The organism is Pseudomonas sp. EU05-FHT14B02, assembly GCF_058791055.1.
Genome location: NZ_JBYTDD010000020.1, coordinates 72663 through 89196, shown reverse-complemented (window position 1 = coordinate 89196; position 16534 = coordinate 72663). Strand labels below are relative to the sequence as shown.

Below are 16534 nucleotides of genomic sequence, written 5' to 3'. Positions count from 1 at the left end.
GGAAATCGAATGGATTTGGTACTCGACCTGCTTGCCACTGTGTCTCGCTGGAGCCGCAGCAACCTCTCGGAAATCGCCCTGGCCTTGGTGGGCTGCCTGCTGGTGCTGTTTGGTGCGGATTTCAAAGGCTGGGTCGAGCAACGCCTGGGCAGCATCGCCGGCGCCTTGCGCGTACCGCTGATGTCGCTGCTGTGCATGGTTGGTAGCGGTGCGGCGCTGATCTACGCCACGCCGTGGGTCGTGCGCGGCTTGAGCCAGTTCAACAACTACAGCCTGGCGCCGGTGTTGTTGGTGGTGCTGGTGTTGATTGGCGTCGTGGCTGACCGCCGCTAATCCTGCGGCACATACAAAACAACTGTGGGAGCGAGCTTGCTCGCGATGAGGCCATAACATCCAACATCTCTGTTGACTGCCAGGCCGCCATCGCGAGCAAGCTCGCTCCCACAGGTTTACGCCAGTTTTTCGAATTTCAAATCCCACACCCCATGCCCAAGGCGTTCGCCACGGCGTTCGAACTTGGTGATCGGGCGCTCGGCCGGGCGTGGTACGCACTTGCCGTCTTCGGCAAGGTTGCGGTAACCCGGCGCAACGTTCATCACTTCCAGCATGTATTCGGCGTACGGCTCCCAGTCGGTGGCCATGTGCAGAATGCCCCCTACCTTCAACTTGCTGCGCACCAACTCAGCGAAGGACGCCTGAACGATACGACGCTTGTGGTGACGGCTCTTGTGCCACGGGTCCGGGAAAAACAGCATCAGGCGATCGAGGCTGTTATCGGCCACGCAGCGGTTGAGCACTTCGATCGCATCGCAATCGTAGACCCGCAGGTTGGTCAGGCCTTGTGTCAGCACGCCATTGAGCAGCGCACCGACACCCGGACGGTGAACCTCAACGCCAATGAAATCCTGATCCGGCGCAGCCGCTGCCATTTCCAGCAGCGAATGGCCCATGCCGAAACCGATTTCCAGCGAGCGCGGTGCCGAGCGACCGAACACCTGGTCGAAATCCACCGGCGCGTCGGCCAGCGGCAGCACGAACAGCGGAGTGCCCTGCTCCAGGCCCTTTTGCTGGCCTTCGGTCATGCGCCCGGCGCGCATCACGAAACTCTTGATGCGGCGGTGTTGGCGCTCGTCGCCTTCTTCCGTCTGGATAGGCGTGTCGTTCGATTCAGTCATCAATGGCTCTTACTTGATCAGACCATCCAGCGGCGAAGAGGCGCTGGCATAGAGTTTTTTCGGCATACGGCCGGCGAGGTAGGCCAGGCGGCCTGCGACGATCGCGTGTTTCATGGCTTCGGCCATCATGACCGGCTGCTGGGCGTGGGCGATGGCCGAGTTCATCAGCACCGCATCACAACCCAGTTCCATGGCGATAGTGGCGTCGGAAGCGGTACCGACACCAGCATCCACCAGCACCGGGATCTTGGCTTCTTCGAGGATGATCTGCAGGTTATATGGATTGCAGATCCCCAAACCGGAGCCGATCAGACCGGCCAGCGGCATCACCGCGATGCAACCGATTTCCGCCAACTGACGGGCGATGATCGGATCATCACTGGTGTAGACCATCACGTCGAAGCCTTCCTTGACCAGCGTTTCGGCGGCCTTCAGGGTTTCGATCACGTTGGGGAACAGGGTTTTCTGATCCGCCAGCACTTCCAGCTTGACCAGGTTGTGGCCATCGAGCAGCTCACGAGCCAGGCGGCAGGTGCGCACAGCCTCGATAGCGTCATAGCAACCGGCGGTGTTCGGCAGGAAGGTGTAGCGATCCGGCGACAGCACTTCGAGCAGGTTCGGCTCGCCCTCGATCTGGCCAAGGTTGGTGCGGCGCACGGCGAAGGTGACGATCTCGGCACCCGAGGCTTCGATGGCCAGGCGGGTTTCTTCCATGTCACGGTACTTGCCGGTACCGACCAGCAAACGCGACTGGTAAGTACGACCGGCCAGGACGAAAGGCTTGTCGCTGCGAACGATGCTCATGGGAAATCCTCTGTAGGGGTGAGGTACTTGCAGAATTCTGTGGCCACTGGGGCGAGGCTGCTAGCCGCCGCCGATGGCGTGCACCACTTCGACGTTGTCGCCGTCGTTCAACGTGGTGTCTGCGTGCTGACTGCGCGGGACGATATCCAGATTGAGTTCGACCGCCACCCGGCGTCCGGTCAGGTCCAGACGGGTCAGCAGGGCCGCAACGGTTTCACCGTCGGGCAGTTCAAAGGATTCGCCGTTCAACTGAATGCGCATGCCGGATGCCGCCATCATTTTTAGGGGCTGGCATTCTAGCCCGATCGTGACCTAAAGGTCAGCAATAAGCGTCAAGTGGTCAGCGGCAAGCGCCAGGCGGCGAGGCCCAGGCAGAGCCAGCCCGCGAGGAAGGCCAGGCCGCCGAACGGGGTGACGATGCCTAGCTTGCTGATACCGGTCAGCGTGAGCACGTACAGGCTGCCGGAGAACAGCAGGATGCCGATGGCAAAGGATGCGCCGGCCCACGTGAGCAAACGGCCGGGAATCTGCGTGGCCAGCAGCGCCACGCCCAGCAGCGCCAGGGTGTGCACCAGTTGGTAAGTGACGCCGGTATGAAAAATCGTCAGATATTCAGGTGTCAGACGGTTTTTCAGGCCATGGGCGGCAAAGGCCCCGAGGCCGACACCGGTGAAGCCGAAAAAAGCGGCCAGCATCAGAAAGCCACGCAGCATGCAGAACTCCAGTCAGTTTCGATCCAAAGGGTCTGTATAATGGCCCGCTCAACGGGTTCGGCCAAGCCATCTCTATGCTGCGTATCTATTTCCGTCATTTCTCCAAGGCCGTGCTCTGGTTCATGGGTGGCAGCGTATTGCTGGTGCTGATCTTTCGCGTGGTGCCGCCACCGGGGACGACGCTGATGGTCGAGCGCAAGATCGAATCCTGGTTTGACGGCGAACCCATCGACCTGCAACGGACCTGGAAACCCTGGGACGAAATCTCCGATGACCTGAAAGTCGCGGTGATTGCCGGCGAAGACCAGAAATTCCCGGAGCACTGGGGCTTCGATATCGGCGCGATTCAGGCGGCGTTTGCCCATAACGAGCGCGGCGGTTCGATCCGTGGCGCCAGCACCCTCAGCCAGCAAGTCTCGAAAAACCTGTTCCTGTGGTCTGGCCGCAGCTGGCTGCGTAAAGGCCTGGAAGCCTGGTTCACCGGACTGATCGAAGTGTTCTGGCCCAAGCAACGGATTCTTGAGGTGTACCTCAACAGTGTCGAGTGGGATGACGGCGTGTTTGGCGCCGAAGCGGCGGCCCGGCATCACTTTGGCGTGAGCGCCAGAAACCTCAGCCGTCAGCAATCGAGCTTGTTGGCCGCTGTACTGCCCAATCCTCGCGTGTGGAGTGCGAGCCATCCGACCGCTTACGTGGCGCGACGTGCAGGCTGGATTCGGCGACAGATGAGCCAGTTAGGTGGCGACAGCTATCTGGTCGGGCTGAACGATTCGCGCCGGGCGCCTTGGGCCCAATAACCGATCCCGATTTTTCAGACCCTGAAAACTACTGTGGGAGCGGGCTTGCCCGCGATGACGGCCTGACATTCAACTTTTATATTGAATGTTCGGGCCTCATCGCGAGCAAGCTCGCTCCCACAGGATCAATGATCAGGGCGTTTTTTATTGCCTGCTCGCCAGTTACGCAGCGATCGACAACTTGAGCTTGTTCATCGCGCTTTTCTCAAGCTGACGAATACGCTCGGCCGACACGTTGTACTTCTGCGCCAGGTCGTGCAGCGTGGCTTTTTCTTCCGCCAGCCAGCGCTGGTAGAGGATGTCACGGCTGCGGTCGTCCAGCACTTCCAGCGCTTCGTGCAGGTTGTGGTTGGAGTTGTCGCTCCAGTCGGCATCTTCCAGTTGACGGGCCGGATCGTACCGGTGGTCTTCCAGATAGTTGGCCGGCGACTGGAATGCACTGTCGTCGTCCGCTTCGGCAGCCGGGTCGAAGGCCATGTCATGGCCGGTCAGGCGGCTTTCCATCTCGCGTACTTCCCGAGGCTCTACACCCAGGCTTTCCGCTACGCGATGGACTTCTTCGTTGTTCAGCCAGGCCAGACGTTTCTTCTGGCTGCGCAGGTTGAAGAACAACTTGCGCTGGGCCTTGGTGGTCGCGACTTTCACGATGCGCCAGTTGCGCAGGATGAACTCGTGGATTTCCGCCTTGATCCAGTGCACGGCAAAGGACACCAGGCGCACGCCCATTTCCGGGTTGAAGCGCTTCACGGCCTTCATCAGGCCGACGTTGCCTTCCTGGATCAGGTCAGCCTGAGCCAGACCGTAGCCGGAATAGCTACGGGCGATATGTACGACAAAACGCAGGTGGGCGAGCACCATCTGCCGAGCCGCCCCCAAATCCTGCTCATAATAGAGACTCTCGGCCAGTTCACGCTCCTGCTCCGGCGACAGCAATGGAATGCTGTTGACGGTGTGCACATAGGCCTCCAGGTTCGCACCCGGGACCAGAGCATATGCAGGTTGCAAAGAATTGGTCATACGAAAAAACCTCCGACTTACAAACTCGTGCAGTTCAGCACTGCGAAAATTGACCGGAAACCGAAAGACAAGTTCCCAAAAACCCAAAAACGCTGAAAGGTCAATACGAGCAAAATGATACTACTTAGGCGCAAGCTCCCTCAGGTGGCGTGCGACTGCAATCCATGCACCGATATACCCCAACAGCACCGCGCCAAGCAAGAGAGACAGACCGTCGGCAACTGGCACTCCAGCCAGCGCAAAATCACTGCCGTACAAACCGGCCAACCCCACCACCGCGTCGTTCAGCCAATCAAGGCCGAACGCCAGAACGCCCCAGGACAGAATCCCCGCACCGAAGCCATACAGCGCCCCCATATACAGAAAGGGCCTGCGCACATAGCTGTCAGTGCCGCCAACCAGTTTAATCACTTCTATCTCTGTGCGGCGGTTTTCAATATGAAGACGAATGGTATTGCCTATCACCAAAAGTAATGCAGAAACCAGAAGCACGGTCAGACCGAAGACAAAACGGTCACCTAGCTTGAGGATGGCTGCCAGACGCTCGACCCAGACTAAATCAAGTTGCGCCTGTTGTACCTTCGGCAGCTCGGATAGTTTTTGTCTTAATGCTTCAAGGGCCGGCTTGTCGACTTCAGTCGGCGTCACCAGGACCACGCCCGGCAGCGGGTTCTCCGGCAACTCCTTGAGCGCCTCACCTAGCCCGGATTGTTGCTGGAACTCTTCCAGCGCCTGATCCCGACCAACGTATTCGGCCTCGGCGACGCCAGGCATGCCCTTGATCTGATCGCGCAGCGCTTCGCCTTCGGCCGGCTTGGCCTCAAGGTCCAGATACAGGGAAATCTGCGCCGCACGCTGCCAGGAACCACCCAGACGCTCGACGTTACTTAGCAAAAGTGACAGCCCCATGGGCAAACTCAGGGCCACCGCCATCACCATGCAGGTGAAGAAACTGCCGATAGGCTGCTTGCCCAGGCGGCGCAGGCTGTCCACCAGGCTGGCGCGATGACTTTCGATCCAGGCGCGGAACAACGTGGCAAAGTCCGGCCCGTCGTCATCGTCGTGTTTTTTCTTTTGCGGCTGCGGATCGGCGGCCTTCGGGGCCACACGCTCGGAAACCTTGGGGCTACGTGTTGCACTCATACCGCAGCCTCCCCGTCACCGATCAATCGACCGCGTTGCAAGGTCAGCATGCGATGGCGCATGCGGGCGATCAGGGCCAGGTCGTGACTGGCGATCAGCACGCTGGTACCCAGGCGATTGATGTCTTCGAATACACCCATGATCTCGGCGGCCAGCCGCGGGTCGAGGTTACCGGTCGGCTCATCCGCCAGCAGCAAGGCCGGACGGTGAACGATGGCGCGGGCGATGCCGACGCGCTGCTGCTGACCGGTGGACAGGTCACCCGGGTACAGATCGGTTTTATCCGACAGCGCCACGCGCTCCAGTGCCGAGTCCACACGCTTGGCGATCTCGGCCTTGGATAGCCCCAGGATCTGCAAAGGCAACGCGACGTTATTGAACACCGTGCGATCGAACAGCAACTGGTGATTCTGGAACACCACGCCGATCTGCCGACGCAAGAAAGGAATCTGCGCGTTGCTGATGGTGCTCAGGTCTTGCCCGGCGAGCAGCAACTTGCCGCTGGTCGGACGCTCCATGGCCAGCAACAGGCGCAACAACGTGCTTTTACCGGCGCCGGAATGGCCGGTGACAAACAGAAACTCGCCACGACGGACTCGAAAGCTCAGCTCATGCAAGCCGACGTGACCATTCGGGTAGCGTTTACCGACCTGTTCGAAACGAATCATGAACGCTCCCGCTCGGCAAACAATGCCTGGACAAAGGGTTCTGCTTCAAAGGTACGCAAATCGTCGATGCCTTCGCCGACGCCAATGTAGCGGATCGGCAGGCCGAATTGCTTGGCCAGGGCGAAAATCACCCCGCCCTTGGCAGTGCCGTCGAGCTTAGTCAGCGCCAGGCCGGTCAGTTCGACGGTCTGGTTGAATTGCTTGGCCTGGTTGATGGCATTCTGGCCGGTACCGGCGTCAAGCACCAACAGCACTTCGTGAGGTGCGTCGGCGTCGAGCTTGCCGATCACTCGGCGAACCTTTTTCAGTTCTTCCATCAGGTTGTCTTTGGTGTGCAGACGGCCGGCGGTATCGGCGATCAGTACATCGATGCCACGGGCCTTGGCGGCCTGCACGGCGTCGAAGATCACCGAGGCCGAGTCGGCGCCAGTGTGCTGCGCGATCACCGGGATCTTGTTGCGCTCACCCCATACCTGCAATTGCTCCACTGCTGCGGCACGGAAGGTGTCGCCGGCGGCGAGCATGACTTTCTTGCCCTCCAGCTGCAGTTTCTTCGCCAGTTTGCCGATGGTGGTGGTCTTGCCGGCACCGTTGACGCCGACGACCAGAATCACGAACGGCTTGTTTTGCGAGGCGATTTTCAGCGGCTGCTCGACAGGCTTGAGCATCGCTGCCAGCTCGGCTTGCAGGGATTTGTACAGGGCATCGGCATCGGCCAGCTCCTTGCGCGCAACCTTCTGCGTCAGGCGCTGAATGATCACCGAGGTGGCCTCGACACCCACGTCGGCGGTCAGCAAACGGGTTTCGAGGTCTTCGAGCAACTCGTCATCAATGACCTTTTTGCCCAGGAACAGGCTGGCCATGCCTTCGCCGATACTGGCGCTGGTCTTGGACAGGCCCTGCTTGAGGCGGGCGAAGAAACCGGCTTTGGTTTCTTCGGTGCGTACCGGCTCGACCAGGGCTTCGACGGGCGCCGCGATCGGCGCAGGAATCGGAGCGGGTGCCGGTGCTTGAGCAACCGGAGCAACCGGAGCAACCGGAGCAACCGGAGCAACCGGAGCAACCGGAGCAACGAATACCGGAACCTCTGGCTGACTGACGACTGGCTGAACAATCGGTTCGACCACAGGCGCGTGAACCGGTGCAGGCGTAAACGCTGCCGGAGCCGGAATCGGTGGTGTCACGTGAGGAGCCAGGTCATTTTCGACCAATGCCACGGGTTCTTCGGCCACTGGCAGGGTCAACCACGGTTCGGCCGTCGGGACCGGAGGCTGTTCGGTGACGATTTCGCTGACTGGCTGGGGAACGGCTTCAACCTTGGGTTGCAGCGACGGCTCGGCAATCGGCAGAACAACCGGCGCGGGCGCTTCTTCTATGACCGGGACCGGCGTCGGCGCAGGTTCAGGAATGGCTTGTGGCTGTTCGACGACGGGTTCCTGCGGCTTTTTGCGCAGCCATCCGAACAGGCTTTTCTTCTCGCCAGCCGCAGCTGGGGTCTTCTTGTCGTCGTTGGAACCAAACATGGAGGACGGCTATCTCACGGTAGCGACGCGCCAATGGCGCCCCGGCAATTAAATATTCGATGCAGAACAGACTGCGATTGACCCAGCTTGTTCACGCGCAACATTTTGTCGAGGTGCGAACGGCACCTCACGGAAACGTTTTTACGAAGGACTAAAGCAGCAAAATCGGCGAAAAAGCAGAGTTTAGTTGATAAATTCCAACCTTCTGCTGCAAACCCATACAACCTGATCAAACGCAAAGGCCTGATAGGCGTGGCCGCCAGTAAAACGGATCAGTATCCTAGCACCCTCTCGCCCGCTGACGCTAAGAACAAGCGGGCAGCCCCAAAGGTTTGAAAACGAATGAATGCTCTTGCCCGCCGCGCCGCAGGCCTGCTGCTCAGCACAGTTTGCCTGCCCCTTTCGGCCCTGGCTGCCGACCCGCAACCCACCCACGAATTCACCCTCGACAATGGCCTGAAGGTGGTCGTGCGCGAAGACCACCGTGCGCCCGTGGTAGTTTCCCAGGTCTGGTACAAGGTCGGCTCCAGCTACGAGACACCGGGTAATACTGGCCTGTCCCACGCCCTGGAACACATGATGTTCAAGGGCAGCGAGAAAGTCGGCCCCGGCGAAGCCTCGCTGATCCTGCGCGACCTCGGCGCCGAAGAGAACGCATTCACCAGCGATGATTTCACCGCCTATTACCAGGTGCTGGCCCGGGATCGCCTGGGTGTGGCCTTCGAACTGGAAGCCGACCGCATGGCCAGCCTGCGCCTGCCGCCCGACGAGTTCGCCAAGGAAATCGAGGTCATCAAGGAAGAGCGTCGCCTGCGCACCGACGACAAGCCAATGGCCAAGGCCTACGAGCGATTCAAGGCCATGGCTTACCCGGCAAGCGGCTATCACACGCCGACCATCGGCTGGATGGCCGACCTTGAGCGGATGAAAGTCGAAGAGCTGCGCCACTGGTACGAAACCTGGTACGTGCCCAACAACGCCACGCTGGTGGTGGTTGGCGATGTCACCCCGGACGAAGTCAAAGCCCTGGCCCAACGCTATTTCGGCCCGATCGCCAAGCGTGAAGTGCCCGCCGCGAAAAAACCGCTGGAACTGGCCGAACCGGGCGAGCGCCAGATCACCTTGCACGTGCAGACCCAACTGCCTAGTCTGATGCTGGCCTTCAACGTGCCGAGCATCGCCACAGCCGAAGACAAGCGCCTGGTCAATGCCCTGCGCCTGATCTCGGCACTGCTCGACGGCGGCTACAGCGGACGCATCCCGACGCAACTGGAGCGCGGAGAAGAACTGGTGTCCGGCGGCTCGTCGAGTTACGACGCCTATACCCGTGGCGACAGTCTCTTCACCCTGTCGGCATCGCCAAACTCGCAGAAACACAAGACCATCGCCCAGGCGCAAGCCGGTTTGTGGAAGCTGCTCGACCAGTTGAAAACCACGGCGCCAACCGCTGAAGAGCTGGAGCGCGTACGCGCACAAGTCATCGCCGGCCTGGTCTTCGAACGCGACTCGATCACCAGTCAGGCTACCGCCATCGGCCAACTGGAAACAGTCGGCCTGTCATGGAAACTGATGGACACCGAACTGGCCGATCTGGAAAGCGTCACGCCGGAAGATATCCAGAAAGCCGCCAAGCTGTATTTCACTCGCGAACGTCTCAGCGTCGCCCATGTACTACCCCTGGAGACGACTCATGAGTGAGCGTAAACCTTCCCGCCTGGCCCTGATCGGCCTGATCGCCGTCACCGTTATCGGTTCCGCAGCGTTCTATTTGTCGCGCTCTGTCGAAACCAATGCCAGCGAAGCCCTCGACAAGGCCAAGGCCAGTCAGAAACTGCAGTCACTCACCGAACTCAACGGCAAGGCACCGAACCACCGCAAGCTGGACGTGCAGACCTGGAACACCGCCGAAGGCACCAAGGTGCTGTTTGTCGAAGCCCATGAGCTGCCGATGTTCGACATGCGCCTGATCTTCGCTGCCGGTAGCAGCCAGGACGGCGATGCACCGGGCGTGGCGGTGTTGACCAACGCCATGCTCAACGAAGGCGTGGCCGGTAAAGACGTCGGTGCCATTGCCCAGGGGTTCGAAGGCCTGGGCGCCGATTTCGGCAACGGCGCGTTCAAGGACATGGCAATCGCTTCGCTGCGTAGCCTGAGTGCCAAGGACAAGCGCGAGCCGGCCCTGAAGCTGTTCGCCGAAGTCATCGGTAAGCCGACTTTCCCTGCCGATTCGCTGGCCCGCATCAAGAACCAGATGCTTGCCGGTTTCGAATACCAGAAACAGAACCCCGGCAAACTGGCGAGCCTGGAGCTGATGAACCGCTTGTACGGTGATCACCCGTATGCACACGCCAGCGACGGCACGGCGAAAACCGTACCGGCGATTACCCAGACCCAGCTGCGTGCTTTCCACGAGAAAGCCTACGCAGCCGGTAACGTGGTGATCGCACTGGTCGGCGACCTGTCCCGCACGGAAGCCGAAGCGATTGCCGCCCAGGTTTCCGGCGCCCTGCCCAAAGGCCCGGCCTTGCCGAAAATTGCGCAACCCGCTGAGCCCAAGGCCAGCGTCGGCCATATCGAGTTCCCGTCCAAGCAGACCAACCTGATGCTCGCGCAATTGGGCATCGATCGCGATGACCCGGACTACGCGGCATTGTCCATGGGTAACCAGATTCTCGGTGGCGGCGGCTTCGGCACCCGCTTGATGAGCGAAGTTCGCGAGAAGCGTGGCCTGACTTACGGCGTGTATTCGGGCTTTACGCCGATGCAGGCGCGTGGCCCATTCATGATCAACCTGCAAACTCGTGCCGAGATGAGCGAGGGCACCCTGAAACTGGTGCAGGATGTGCTGGCCGACTACCTTAAAACCGGCCCGACCGAAAAAGAGCTCGCCGACGCCAAGCGCGAACTGGCCGGCAGCTTCCCGCTGTCCACCGCCAGCAACGCCGATATCGTCGGCCAACTGGGCGCCATCGGTTTTTACAACTTGCCGTTGAGCCACCTGGAGGACTTCATGCAACAGTCCCAGTCCCTGACTGTCGAGCAGGTCAAAGCCGCCATGAACAAACACCTGAGCACGGACAAGATGGTCATCGTCAGCGCTGGCCCGACCGTGCCGCAAAAGCCGTTACCGGCCCCTACTGATAAACCTTCCGAGCAGCCGCTCGGGGTTCCGGAGCATTAATGGCTACTCATTCGAAAAAACCTGCCCGCAACGTCCACAACGGCGTGAACCAGCTGCGCATCATCGGCGGCGAATGGCGCAGCCGGAAGCTGAGCTTCCCCGACGCCCCAGGCTTGCGTCCGACGCCAGACCGCGTGCGTGAAACCCTGTTCAACTGGCTCGCGCCTTACGTGCCGGGCGCCAAGGTCCTCGACCCGTTCACCGGCAGCGGCGCTCTGTTCCTCGAAGCCCTGTCCCGTGGCGCGGCCATGGGTCAGGCGCTGGATGCCAGCAGCATCGCGGTGTCCAGCCTGAAGGAACACCTGGGCACACTGCGCTGCACCAACGGCCAGGTCCAGACCGCCGATGCCCTGCGCTACCTGGAAACCCAGACCGCAACGGCCTACGACCTGGTGTTCCTCGATCCACCGTTCAACCAGAACCTGCTGCCCGCCGTTTGCAAGTTGCTCGAAGAGCGCCAATGGCTGGCCGAAGATGCCTGGGTGTACACCGAAAGTGAGTCCGCGCCGTCAACCCTGGGCCTGCCGGAGAACTGGCGCCTGCACCGGGAGCAGAAATCCGGGCGCGTGTATTACTCGTTGTGGCAACGCAGCGCCTGACATTTCGGCGAGACGACTGTCCCAAACCGTTTGTGAAGTGCACTACATAGTTACCGCCTGACGTCCTTTCGGATCATCCACAGTGGTTTGCGCAATTAACTGCAAACCACTGAGGATGAACACGGATGAACATCTCCCGCAGCACGTTTGTGCTGCCCTTTATCGCCTGGCTGCCGCTCATCGCCAGCGCGGCGACACCCCCTGCGACGCAAGACTTCGTACTGGACAACGGCCTCAAGGTTGTCGTGCGCGAGGACCACCGCTCCCCCATCGTCACCGCCCAACTCTGGATCAAAGTCGGTTCAAGCTACGAACCGCCCGGCCAGTCCGGCCTGTCCCACGCCCTCGAACACATGGTCTACAAAGGCAGCAGCAAGGCCTGCGCCGGAGAGTTCGCGGCGATACTGAAAAAACTGGGCGCCAGCCAAAACGCATTTACCGGCACTGATTTCACGGTCTTTTACCAGACACTGTCTTCCGGCCACACTGGCGTCGCTTTCGAAATACTGGCCGACCTGATGAGTACGGCCGAGCTGAATGAACAGGACTTCACACCGGAACTCAAGGTCATTCAGGAGGAGCGTCGGATGCGCGTTGATGATGAAATCACCGTGTCTGCTCACGAACGACTGAACAGCATCGCTCACCCGGCCAGCGGCTACCGCACCCCGACGATCGGCTGGATGCACGATCTGCAACGCATGAACGCCGCGCAATTGCGACAGTGGTATCAGGCCTGGTATTCGCCGGACAATGCGACGTTGGTGGTTGTTGGCGATGTTGCACCTGAACGGATCAAAGCCCTGGCACAAGAGCACTTCGGCCACCTTGAGCGGCGCACGACACCGGTGGCGCCTGCCCCCGTCGAGCTGGCTTCTGCCGGTGAACGGTCACTGACCCTGCACGCGCCGGTAGCGTCCCCGCGCCTGATCATGAGCTTCAACGCGCCCAGCCTGGCCACGGCACCGGATCGTCGGACCGCCCATGCCCTGCGTTTGCTCGATATGTTACTGGCCGGATCCCGTAGCGCGCGGATCAAACAGCAACTGCAACTGAGCGAGGCGATATTCACCGAGGCCCACTCAGAGTACGACGCCTTCAATCGCGGCGATTCGTTGCTGACCATCAGCACCCAGCTCAACCCGGACAAGCTCAATGACGCTGACGAAGCCCTCGCCCGTCTGTGGAAAGCGATCGAATCATTGAAGAGCAAGGCTCCGGAACCGACAGAACTGGAGCGCGCGAAAAACCTCCTGATCGCTAACACGGTTTATGCGCTGGATGATCTGGAAGGGCAGGCCAACACCTTGGGCCTGCTGGAAACCATCGGCCTGGACTGGCGGCTGGCCGATCAGGATACGGATGAGCTGAACAAGGTCACACCCCTGGATATTCAACTGGCCGCAAAGACTTACCTGACGCGTGAGCGCCTGAGTACCGCGAAAATCTTGCCGGAGAAAAACAATGGATAAGCTCAAAGGCCTCATCATTGGATTGATCCTGGCCGGCATGCTGTTGAGTGCACAGGCCTTTGCCGCTGCAACCGCGACACCCCGGAAACCAGTGCTGCAATCGCTCAATGAGCCACAGACTCCGGCGATCCACCGCTCGCTGTCGATCAAGGGTTACAAAACTCTCAGCGGAACGAAGATCCTGTTCATCCGCACGCCCGGCTTGCCGATGTTTGACGTCCTTGTGAGCTTTGCCGCTGGCAGCGCCCACACACCGCATCAGCCCGGCCTGGCAGCGGTGACCTTCAGCCTTTTGAATGAAGGCGTGACGGGCAAGGATGTCAACGCCATACAGGCGACGTTCGATGACTTGGGCGCAAGAATGGGCATGGACATTGACCAGGACCGGACCCATTTTTCCCTGCGTAGCCTGAGTGACGAATCACGGCGCACTCCAGCCCTGGAGCTGTTTGCCCAGGTACTTGGCAAGCCGCTGTTGCCGCAAGAGTCCCTGCCTGCGGTGAAATCCCAATTGCAGTACTTTCTGGACCTTGAGCATCAATCCCATGCCGCTCAGGCCCGACAAGCGAACCACGGCCAGCTGTTTCCCGACCATGGTTATGCTCAGTCCCTCTACGGAACCCGGGCTGGGCTTGCCTCCATCACCCGCGCCCAGGCGCAAGACTTTCATCGCGAAGCCTATGCCGCGGGCAATGCCCAGATCACAATGGTCGGTGACCTCACCGAGGAAGATGCCCAGCGCATCGGTTCACAGATATCCGCAGCCTTACCCCCGGGACCAACCGCTACTGCGATCCAGCCAGTGACGAATCCAACTGCCCCGAGCCTGCTGCGCGTTGAGCGACCATCGACCCAGGCTTACCTGCGCCTTGCCCAGCCAAGTGTCTTGCGAAGCAGTCCGGACTACGTCGCGCTACAGATGGCCATGCGGGTTTTCACCAACCGACTGACCAATGAACTCCGTGAACGCCGAGGCCTGACCTACCACGTTGAAGCCGACCTCTCAGTCCAGCAGGCACAAGGGTTGCTGACCATTAATTTGCAGACCCGGCCGGAGCAGGCCGATGCCGTGCTGGCCCATATCAAGACGATGTTCAGCGACTTCCTCGCCCAAGGGCCGACCCAACAGGAGCTCGAAGACAGCCAACAGCAACTGGCCGGTAGCGCGCCGTTGAACAGCGCGACCAATGGGCAAATTCTGAAACAGTTGCACGCTATCGGCGCCCACAATCTGCCGCTGGACCTCGACTTTGCCACGCAAGCAGCCTTGAAGTTGAACCTGGCATCAATCAAAACCGTGCTCAACCGGCATTACCACGCCGACCAATGGCACGTTGTCATCCTGGGGCCTAAGACAGATCAACAATCGCTGCCAGCTCCGAGCGAAAGCGCAACCAATACCATGTGTCGCGTGCCTGGCGAGATTGTGGCAAGTTAGACAGCCATGATGACGCGGTCGCGGCGCTGTCCCGCCGCGTCTTCGGGCAGACTCATGAACACTTCCACCGAGAATGACTGTGCAACCGCACACCGCACTGGCACCACCGCCGCCCTTCACCCCCGCCTTCGGCCTCGGCAATCCGCACTTGCAAACCTTGTGGGGGCCGCTGTGGCGTAAAACCGTGCACATCGGCCGCGAACGCGAGCGTCTTTGGCTTGAAGACGGCGATTTTCTCGATCTCGACTGGCACGGCCCGCACAGCGCCGACGCGCCGTTGGTGCTGGTGTTGCACGGGCTCACCGGGTCCTCGAATTCGCCTTATGTCGCTGGCATGCAAAAAGCCCTGGGCGACCGAGGCTGGGCCAGCGTCGCACTGAACTGGCGCGGCTGTTCGGGCGAACCCAACCTGTTGCCGCGCAGCTACCATTCCGGCGCCAGCGAAGACCTGGCTGAAACCATCAGGCACTTGCGGGCCAAACGGCCTCTCGCGCCACTGTATGCGGTGGGGTACTCCCTGGGCGGTAATGTCCTGCTCAAGCATTTGGGCGAAACCGGCAGCGACAGCGGCGTGACGGGTGCCGTGGCGGTGTCGGTGCCGTTCCGCCTGGACCAGTGCGCCGACCGTATCGGGCAAGGCTTCTCCAAGGTTTACCAGGCGCATTTCATGCGCGAGATGGTCGCCTATATCAAGAACAAGCAGCGGCAATTCCAGCATGACGGACGCGAGGAGGGTCTGGCAGCCCTGACGGCCCTCGGATCCCTGGAAAACATGCGCACGTTCTGGGATTTCGACGGACGCGTCACTGCACCACTGCACGGTTTCACCGACGCCGAGGATTACTATCGCCGCGCCTCCAGCCGCTATTTCCTTGGCGAAATTCGTACGCCGACCTTGATGATTCAGGCCGCCGACGACCCCTTCGTGTTTCCCCACAGCCTGCCGCAGATCGATGAGTTGTCCGCCTGCACGCAATTCGAGCTGCAAGCCAATGGCGGGCATGTCGGCTTCGTCGACGGTACGCTCAGGCATCCGGGTTACTACCTGGAACGACGCATCCCCGAGTGGCTGGCCGCCATAGGGCGCTCTTGAATCATGGGCGCTGACCAAGGCGAATCAATCCACTTCTGGCAAACCCCGCCACTGGCCGGGGTCGAGTTATTGTCCGCCCGCTACATCGACCATCGTTTCGCCCCACATGTGCATGACGGCTATGTGATCGGCATGATCATGGCCGGCGCCCAGCGTTATCGCTATCGTGGCGCCGAACACCTGGCGGGCAGCGGCACACTGGTACTGATCAACCCTGATGAACTGCACACCGGTCACAAAGGCACCGAGGATGGCTGGCTTTACCGGGCGTTCTATCCGGACAGCGGGCAGATGACTTCGCTGCTGGCCGAACTCGAACTGCCAACCCACCACTTGCCGGCCTTCGGTGCCACGCTGTATCGCGACCAGGATCTGGTGAACGGCTTCTGCCAACTTCACCGCTTGCTGGAAAGCCCCGCCAGCGCATTGCAGCAACAAACGGTCTGGCGTGAACTGGTGCTGTCGCTGTTGCAGCGTCATGCGGCGGTGCCTGATGCCGGCAAACCCGGCAAGGAACACCGTGCCGTGAGCCTGGCCAAGGAATTGCTGCACTCGCAATTGACAGCACCGCCCTCACTGGAAGCGCTGGCGACGGCGGTCAATCTCTCGCCATTCCATTTCGCCCGGGTGTTCCGCCGGGCCACCGGTATGCCGCCGCACACCTGGCTGATGCAACAGCGCATCGCCCGGGCGCGGGCGTTGCTGCAAAGTGGTTGTCTGCCGCTGGAAGTCGCGATGCAACTGGGGTTTGCCGACCAGAGCCATCTGAGCCGGCAGTTCAAGCAGGTGTATGGGGTTGGACCGGGGGCGTATCGCAGTGCAAAGCGGGGACTTGAGGCTTGATGAGGTCTCACAAACCCCATCCATTCCCGTGGGAGCGAGCTTGCTCGCGATGGCGGCTTAACAATCAG

At 60.6% G+C, this 16534-nt stretch carries 17 protein-coding genes; 9 read left to right on the top strand and 8 right to left on the bottom strand.

Annotated elements, in window-relative coordinates; genetic code table 11:
- Positions 1–9 precede the first annotated feature (9 nt).
- A complete protein-coding gene (locus tag AC3WTM_RS18900) occupies positions 10–333 on the top strand; it encodes a DUF3392 domain-containing protein (RefSeq protein ID WP_102670623.1) in 324 nt (107 codons plus the stop codon).
- A 116-nt stretch (positions 334–449) separates the two neighbouring features.
- On the opposite strand, the gene trmB is transcribed toward AC3WTM_RS18900, so the two are convergent.
- From trmB to AC3WTM_RS18880, 4 genes are all read right to left on the bottom strand, one after another.
- The gene (gene trmB / locus AC3WTM_RS18895) at positions 450–1175 is read right to left on the bottom strand and encodes a tRNA (guanosine(46)-N7)-methyltransferase TrmB (protein WP_057712910.1); all 726 of its coding nucleotides are present in this window, start codon (positions 1173–1175) and stop codon (positions 450–452) included.
- Between the two features lie 9 nt (positions 1176–1184).
- On the bottom strand, positions 1185–1979 hold the full coding sequence (locus tag AC3WTM_RS18890) for a thiazole synthase (protein WP_007975390.1): 795 nt from the start codon (positions 1977–1979) through the stop codon (positions 1185–1187).
- A gap of 60 nt (positions 1980–2039) precedes the next feature.
- Entirely contained in the window at positions 2040–2240 is a 201-nt protein-coding gene (thiS, locus tag AC3WTM_RS18885; RefSeq protein ID WP_007953386.1) for a sulfur carrier protein ThiS, read from the bottom strand.
- 71 nt (positions 2241–2311) lie between these two features.
- A complete protein-coding gene (locus AC3WTM_RS18880; RefSeq protein ID WP_057712909.1) occupies positions 2312–2692 on the bottom strand; it encodes a DUF423 domain-containing protein in 381 nt (126 codons plus the stop codon).
- Positions 2693–2766: 74 nt separating this feature from the next.
- On the opposite strand from AC3WTM_RS18880, the gene mtgA reads away from it, so the two are divergent.
- Positions 2767–3489: a monofunctional biosynthetic peptidoglycan transglycosylase gene (mtgA, locus tag AC3WTM_RS18875; protein WP_057712908.1), complete on the top strand. Its 723-nt coding sequence runs from the start codon at positions 2767–2769 to the stop codon at positions 3487–3489.
- 162 nt (positions 3490–3651) lie between these two features.
- Here the strand turns inward: mtgA and rpoH are convergent, their stop codons facing one another.
- From rpoH to ftsY, 4 genes are all read right to left on the bottom strand, one after another.
- Positions 3652–4506: an RNA polymerase sigma factor RpoH gene (gene rpoH / locus AC3WTM_RS18870; RefSeq protein WP_007975386.1), complete on the bottom strand. Its 855-nt coding sequence runs from the start codon at positions 4504–4506 to the stop codon at positions 3652–3654.
- A 120-nt stretch (positions 4507–4626) separates the two neighbouring features.
- Positions 4627–5649: a permease-like cell division protein FtsX gene (ftsX, locus tag AC3WTM_RS18865; protein ID WP_057712907.1), complete on the bottom strand. Its 1023-nt coding sequence runs from the start codon at positions 5647–5649 to the stop codon at positions 4627–4629.
- The gene (ftsE, locus tag AC3WTM_RS18860; RefSeq protein WP_007975383.1) at positions 5646–6317 is read right to left on the bottom strand and encodes a cell division ATP-binding protein FtsE; all 672 of its coding nucleotides are present in this window, start codon (positions 6315–6317) and stop codon (positions 5646–5648) included. The genes ftsX and ftsE overlap by 4 nt, the downstream gene beginning before the upstream one ends.
- The gene (gene ftsY / locus AC3WTM_RS18855) at positions 6314–7840 is read right to left on the bottom strand and encodes a signal recognition particle-docking protein FtsY (RefSeq protein WP_102670621.1); all 1527 of its coding nucleotides are present in this window, start codon (positions 7838–7840) and stop codon (positions 6314–6316) included. The genes ftsE and ftsY overlap by 4 nt, the downstream gene beginning before the upstream one ends.
- A gap of 342 nt (positions 7841–8182) precedes the next feature.
- Between ftsY and AC3WTM_RS18850 the strand changes: the two genes are divergently transcribed.
- The 7 genes from AC3WTM_RS18850 to AC3WTM_RS18820 all read left to right on the top strand — a co-directional run bounded on the left by AC3WTM_RS18850 (position 8183) and on the right by AC3WTM_RS18820 (position 16466).
- Positions 8183–9538 (top strand): M16 family metallopeptidase, encoded by a 1356-nt coding sequence (locus AC3WTM_RS18850; RefSeq protein WP_102670620.1) that lies wholly within the window; start codon positions 8183–8185, stop codon positions 9536–9538.
- A complete protein-coding gene (locus AC3WTM_RS18845) occupies positions 9531–11021 on the top strand; it encodes a M16 family metallopeptidase (protein WP_102670619.1) in 1491 nt (496 codons plus the stop codon). The genes AC3WTM_RS18850 and AC3WTM_RS18845 overlap by 8 nt, the downstream gene beginning before the upstream one ends.
- On the top strand, positions 11021–11620 hold the full coding sequence (gene rsmD / locus AC3WTM_RS18840) for a 16S rRNA (guanine(966)-N(2))-methyltransferase RsmD (protein ID WP_102670618.1): 600 nt from the start codon (positions 11021–11023) through the stop codon (positions 11618–11620). Before AC3WTM_RS18845 ends, rsmD begins: the two co-directional genes overlap by 1 nt.
- A 125-nt stretch (positions 11621–11745) precedes the next feature.
- Positions 11746–13092: a M16 family metallopeptidase gene (locus AC3WTM_RS18835; protein ID WP_102670617.1), complete on the top strand. Its 1347-nt coding sequence runs from the start codon at positions 11746–11748 to the stop codon at positions 13090–13092.
- Positions 13085–14530 (top strand): M16 family metallopeptidase, encoded by a 1446-nt coding sequence (locus tag AC3WTM_RS18830; RefSeq protein WP_102670616.1) that lies wholly within the window; start codon positions 13085–13087, stop codon positions 14528–14530. Before AC3WTM_RS18835 ends, AC3WTM_RS18830 begins: the two co-directional genes overlap by 8 nt.
- Positions 14531–14609: 79 nt before the next feature.
- Complete coding sequence (locus tag AC3WTM_RS18825) at positions 14610–15623, top strand: hydrolase (protein ID WP_404940417.1); 1014 nt, start codon at positions 14610–14612, stop codon at positions 15621–15623.
- A gap of 3 nt (positions 15624–15626) precedes the next feature.
- Positions 15627–16466, top strand: coding sequence for an AraC family transcriptional regulator (locus AC3WTM_RS18820; RefSeq protein ID WP_102670614.1), 840 nt, complete (start codon positions 15627–15629; stop codon positions 16464–16466).
- The last annotated feature ends 68 nt before the right edge of the window (positions 16467–16534 follow it).

Bases quoted from the DNA above. Each gene is read 5' to 3' on its own strand.
- AC3WTM_RS18900 (WP_102670623.1), top strand. From the start codon at position 10: ATGGATTTGGTACTCGACCTGCTTGCCACTGTGTCTCGCTGGAGCCGC.
- trmB (WP_057712910.1), bottom strand. From the start codon at position 1,175: ATGACTGAATCGAACGACACGCCTATCCAGACGGAAGAAGGCGACGAG.
- AC3WTM_RS18890 (WP_007975390.1), bottom strand. From the start codon at position 1,979: ATGAGCATCGTTCGCAGCGACAAGCCTTTCGTCCTGGCCGGTCGTACT.
- thiS (WP_007953386.1), bottom strand. From the start codon at position 2,240: ATGCGCATTCAGTTGAACGGCGAATCCTTTGAACTGCCCGACGGTGAA.
- AC3WTM_RS18880 (WP_057712909.1), bottom strand. From the start codon at position 2,692: ATGCTGCGTGGCTTTCTGATGCTGGCCGCTTTTTTCGGCTTCACCGGT.
- mtgA (WP_057712908.1), top strand. From the start codon at position 2,767: ATGCTGCGTATCTATTTCCGTCATTTCTCCAAGGCCGTGCTCTGGTTC.
- rpoH (WP_007975386.1), bottom strand. From the start codon at position 4,506: ATGACCAATTCTTTGCAACCTGCATATGCTCTGGTCCCGGGTGCGAAC.
- ftsX (WP_057712907.1), bottom strand. From the start codon at position 5,649: ATGAGTGCAACACGTAGCCCCAAGGTTTCCGAGCGTGTGGCCCCGAAG.
- ftsE (WP_007975383.1), bottom strand. From the start codon at position 6,317: ATGATTCGTTTCGAACAGGTCGGTAAACGCTACCCGAATGGTCACGTC.
- ftsY (WP_102670621.1), bottom strand. From the start codon at position 7,840: ATGTTTGGTTCCAACGACGACAAGAAGACCCCAGCTGCGGCTGGCGAG.
- AC3WTM_RS18850 (WP_102670620.1), top strand. From the start codon at position 8,183: ATGAATGCTCTTGCCCGCCGCGCCGCAGGCCTGCTGCTCAGCACAGTT.
- AC3WTM_RS18845 (WP_102670619.1), top strand. From the start codon at position 9,531: ATGAGTGAGCGTAAACCTTCCCGCCTGGCCCTGATCGGCCTGATCGCC.
- rsmD (WP_102670618.1), top strand. From the start codon at position 11,021: ATGGCTACTCATTCGAAAAAACCTGCCCGCAACGTCCACAACGGCGTG.
- AC3WTM_RS18835 (WP_102670617.1), top strand. From the start codon at position 11,746: ATGAACATCTCCCGCAGCACGTTTGTGCTGCCCTTTATCGCCTGGCTG.
- AC3WTM_RS18830 (WP_102670616.1), top strand. From the start codon at position 13,085: ATGGATAAGCTCAAAGGCCTCATCATTGGATTGATCCTGGCCGGCATG.
- AC3WTM_RS18820 (WP_102670614.1), top strand. From the start codon at position 15,627: ATGGGCGCTGACCAAGGCGAATCAATCCACTTCTGGCAAACCCCGCCA.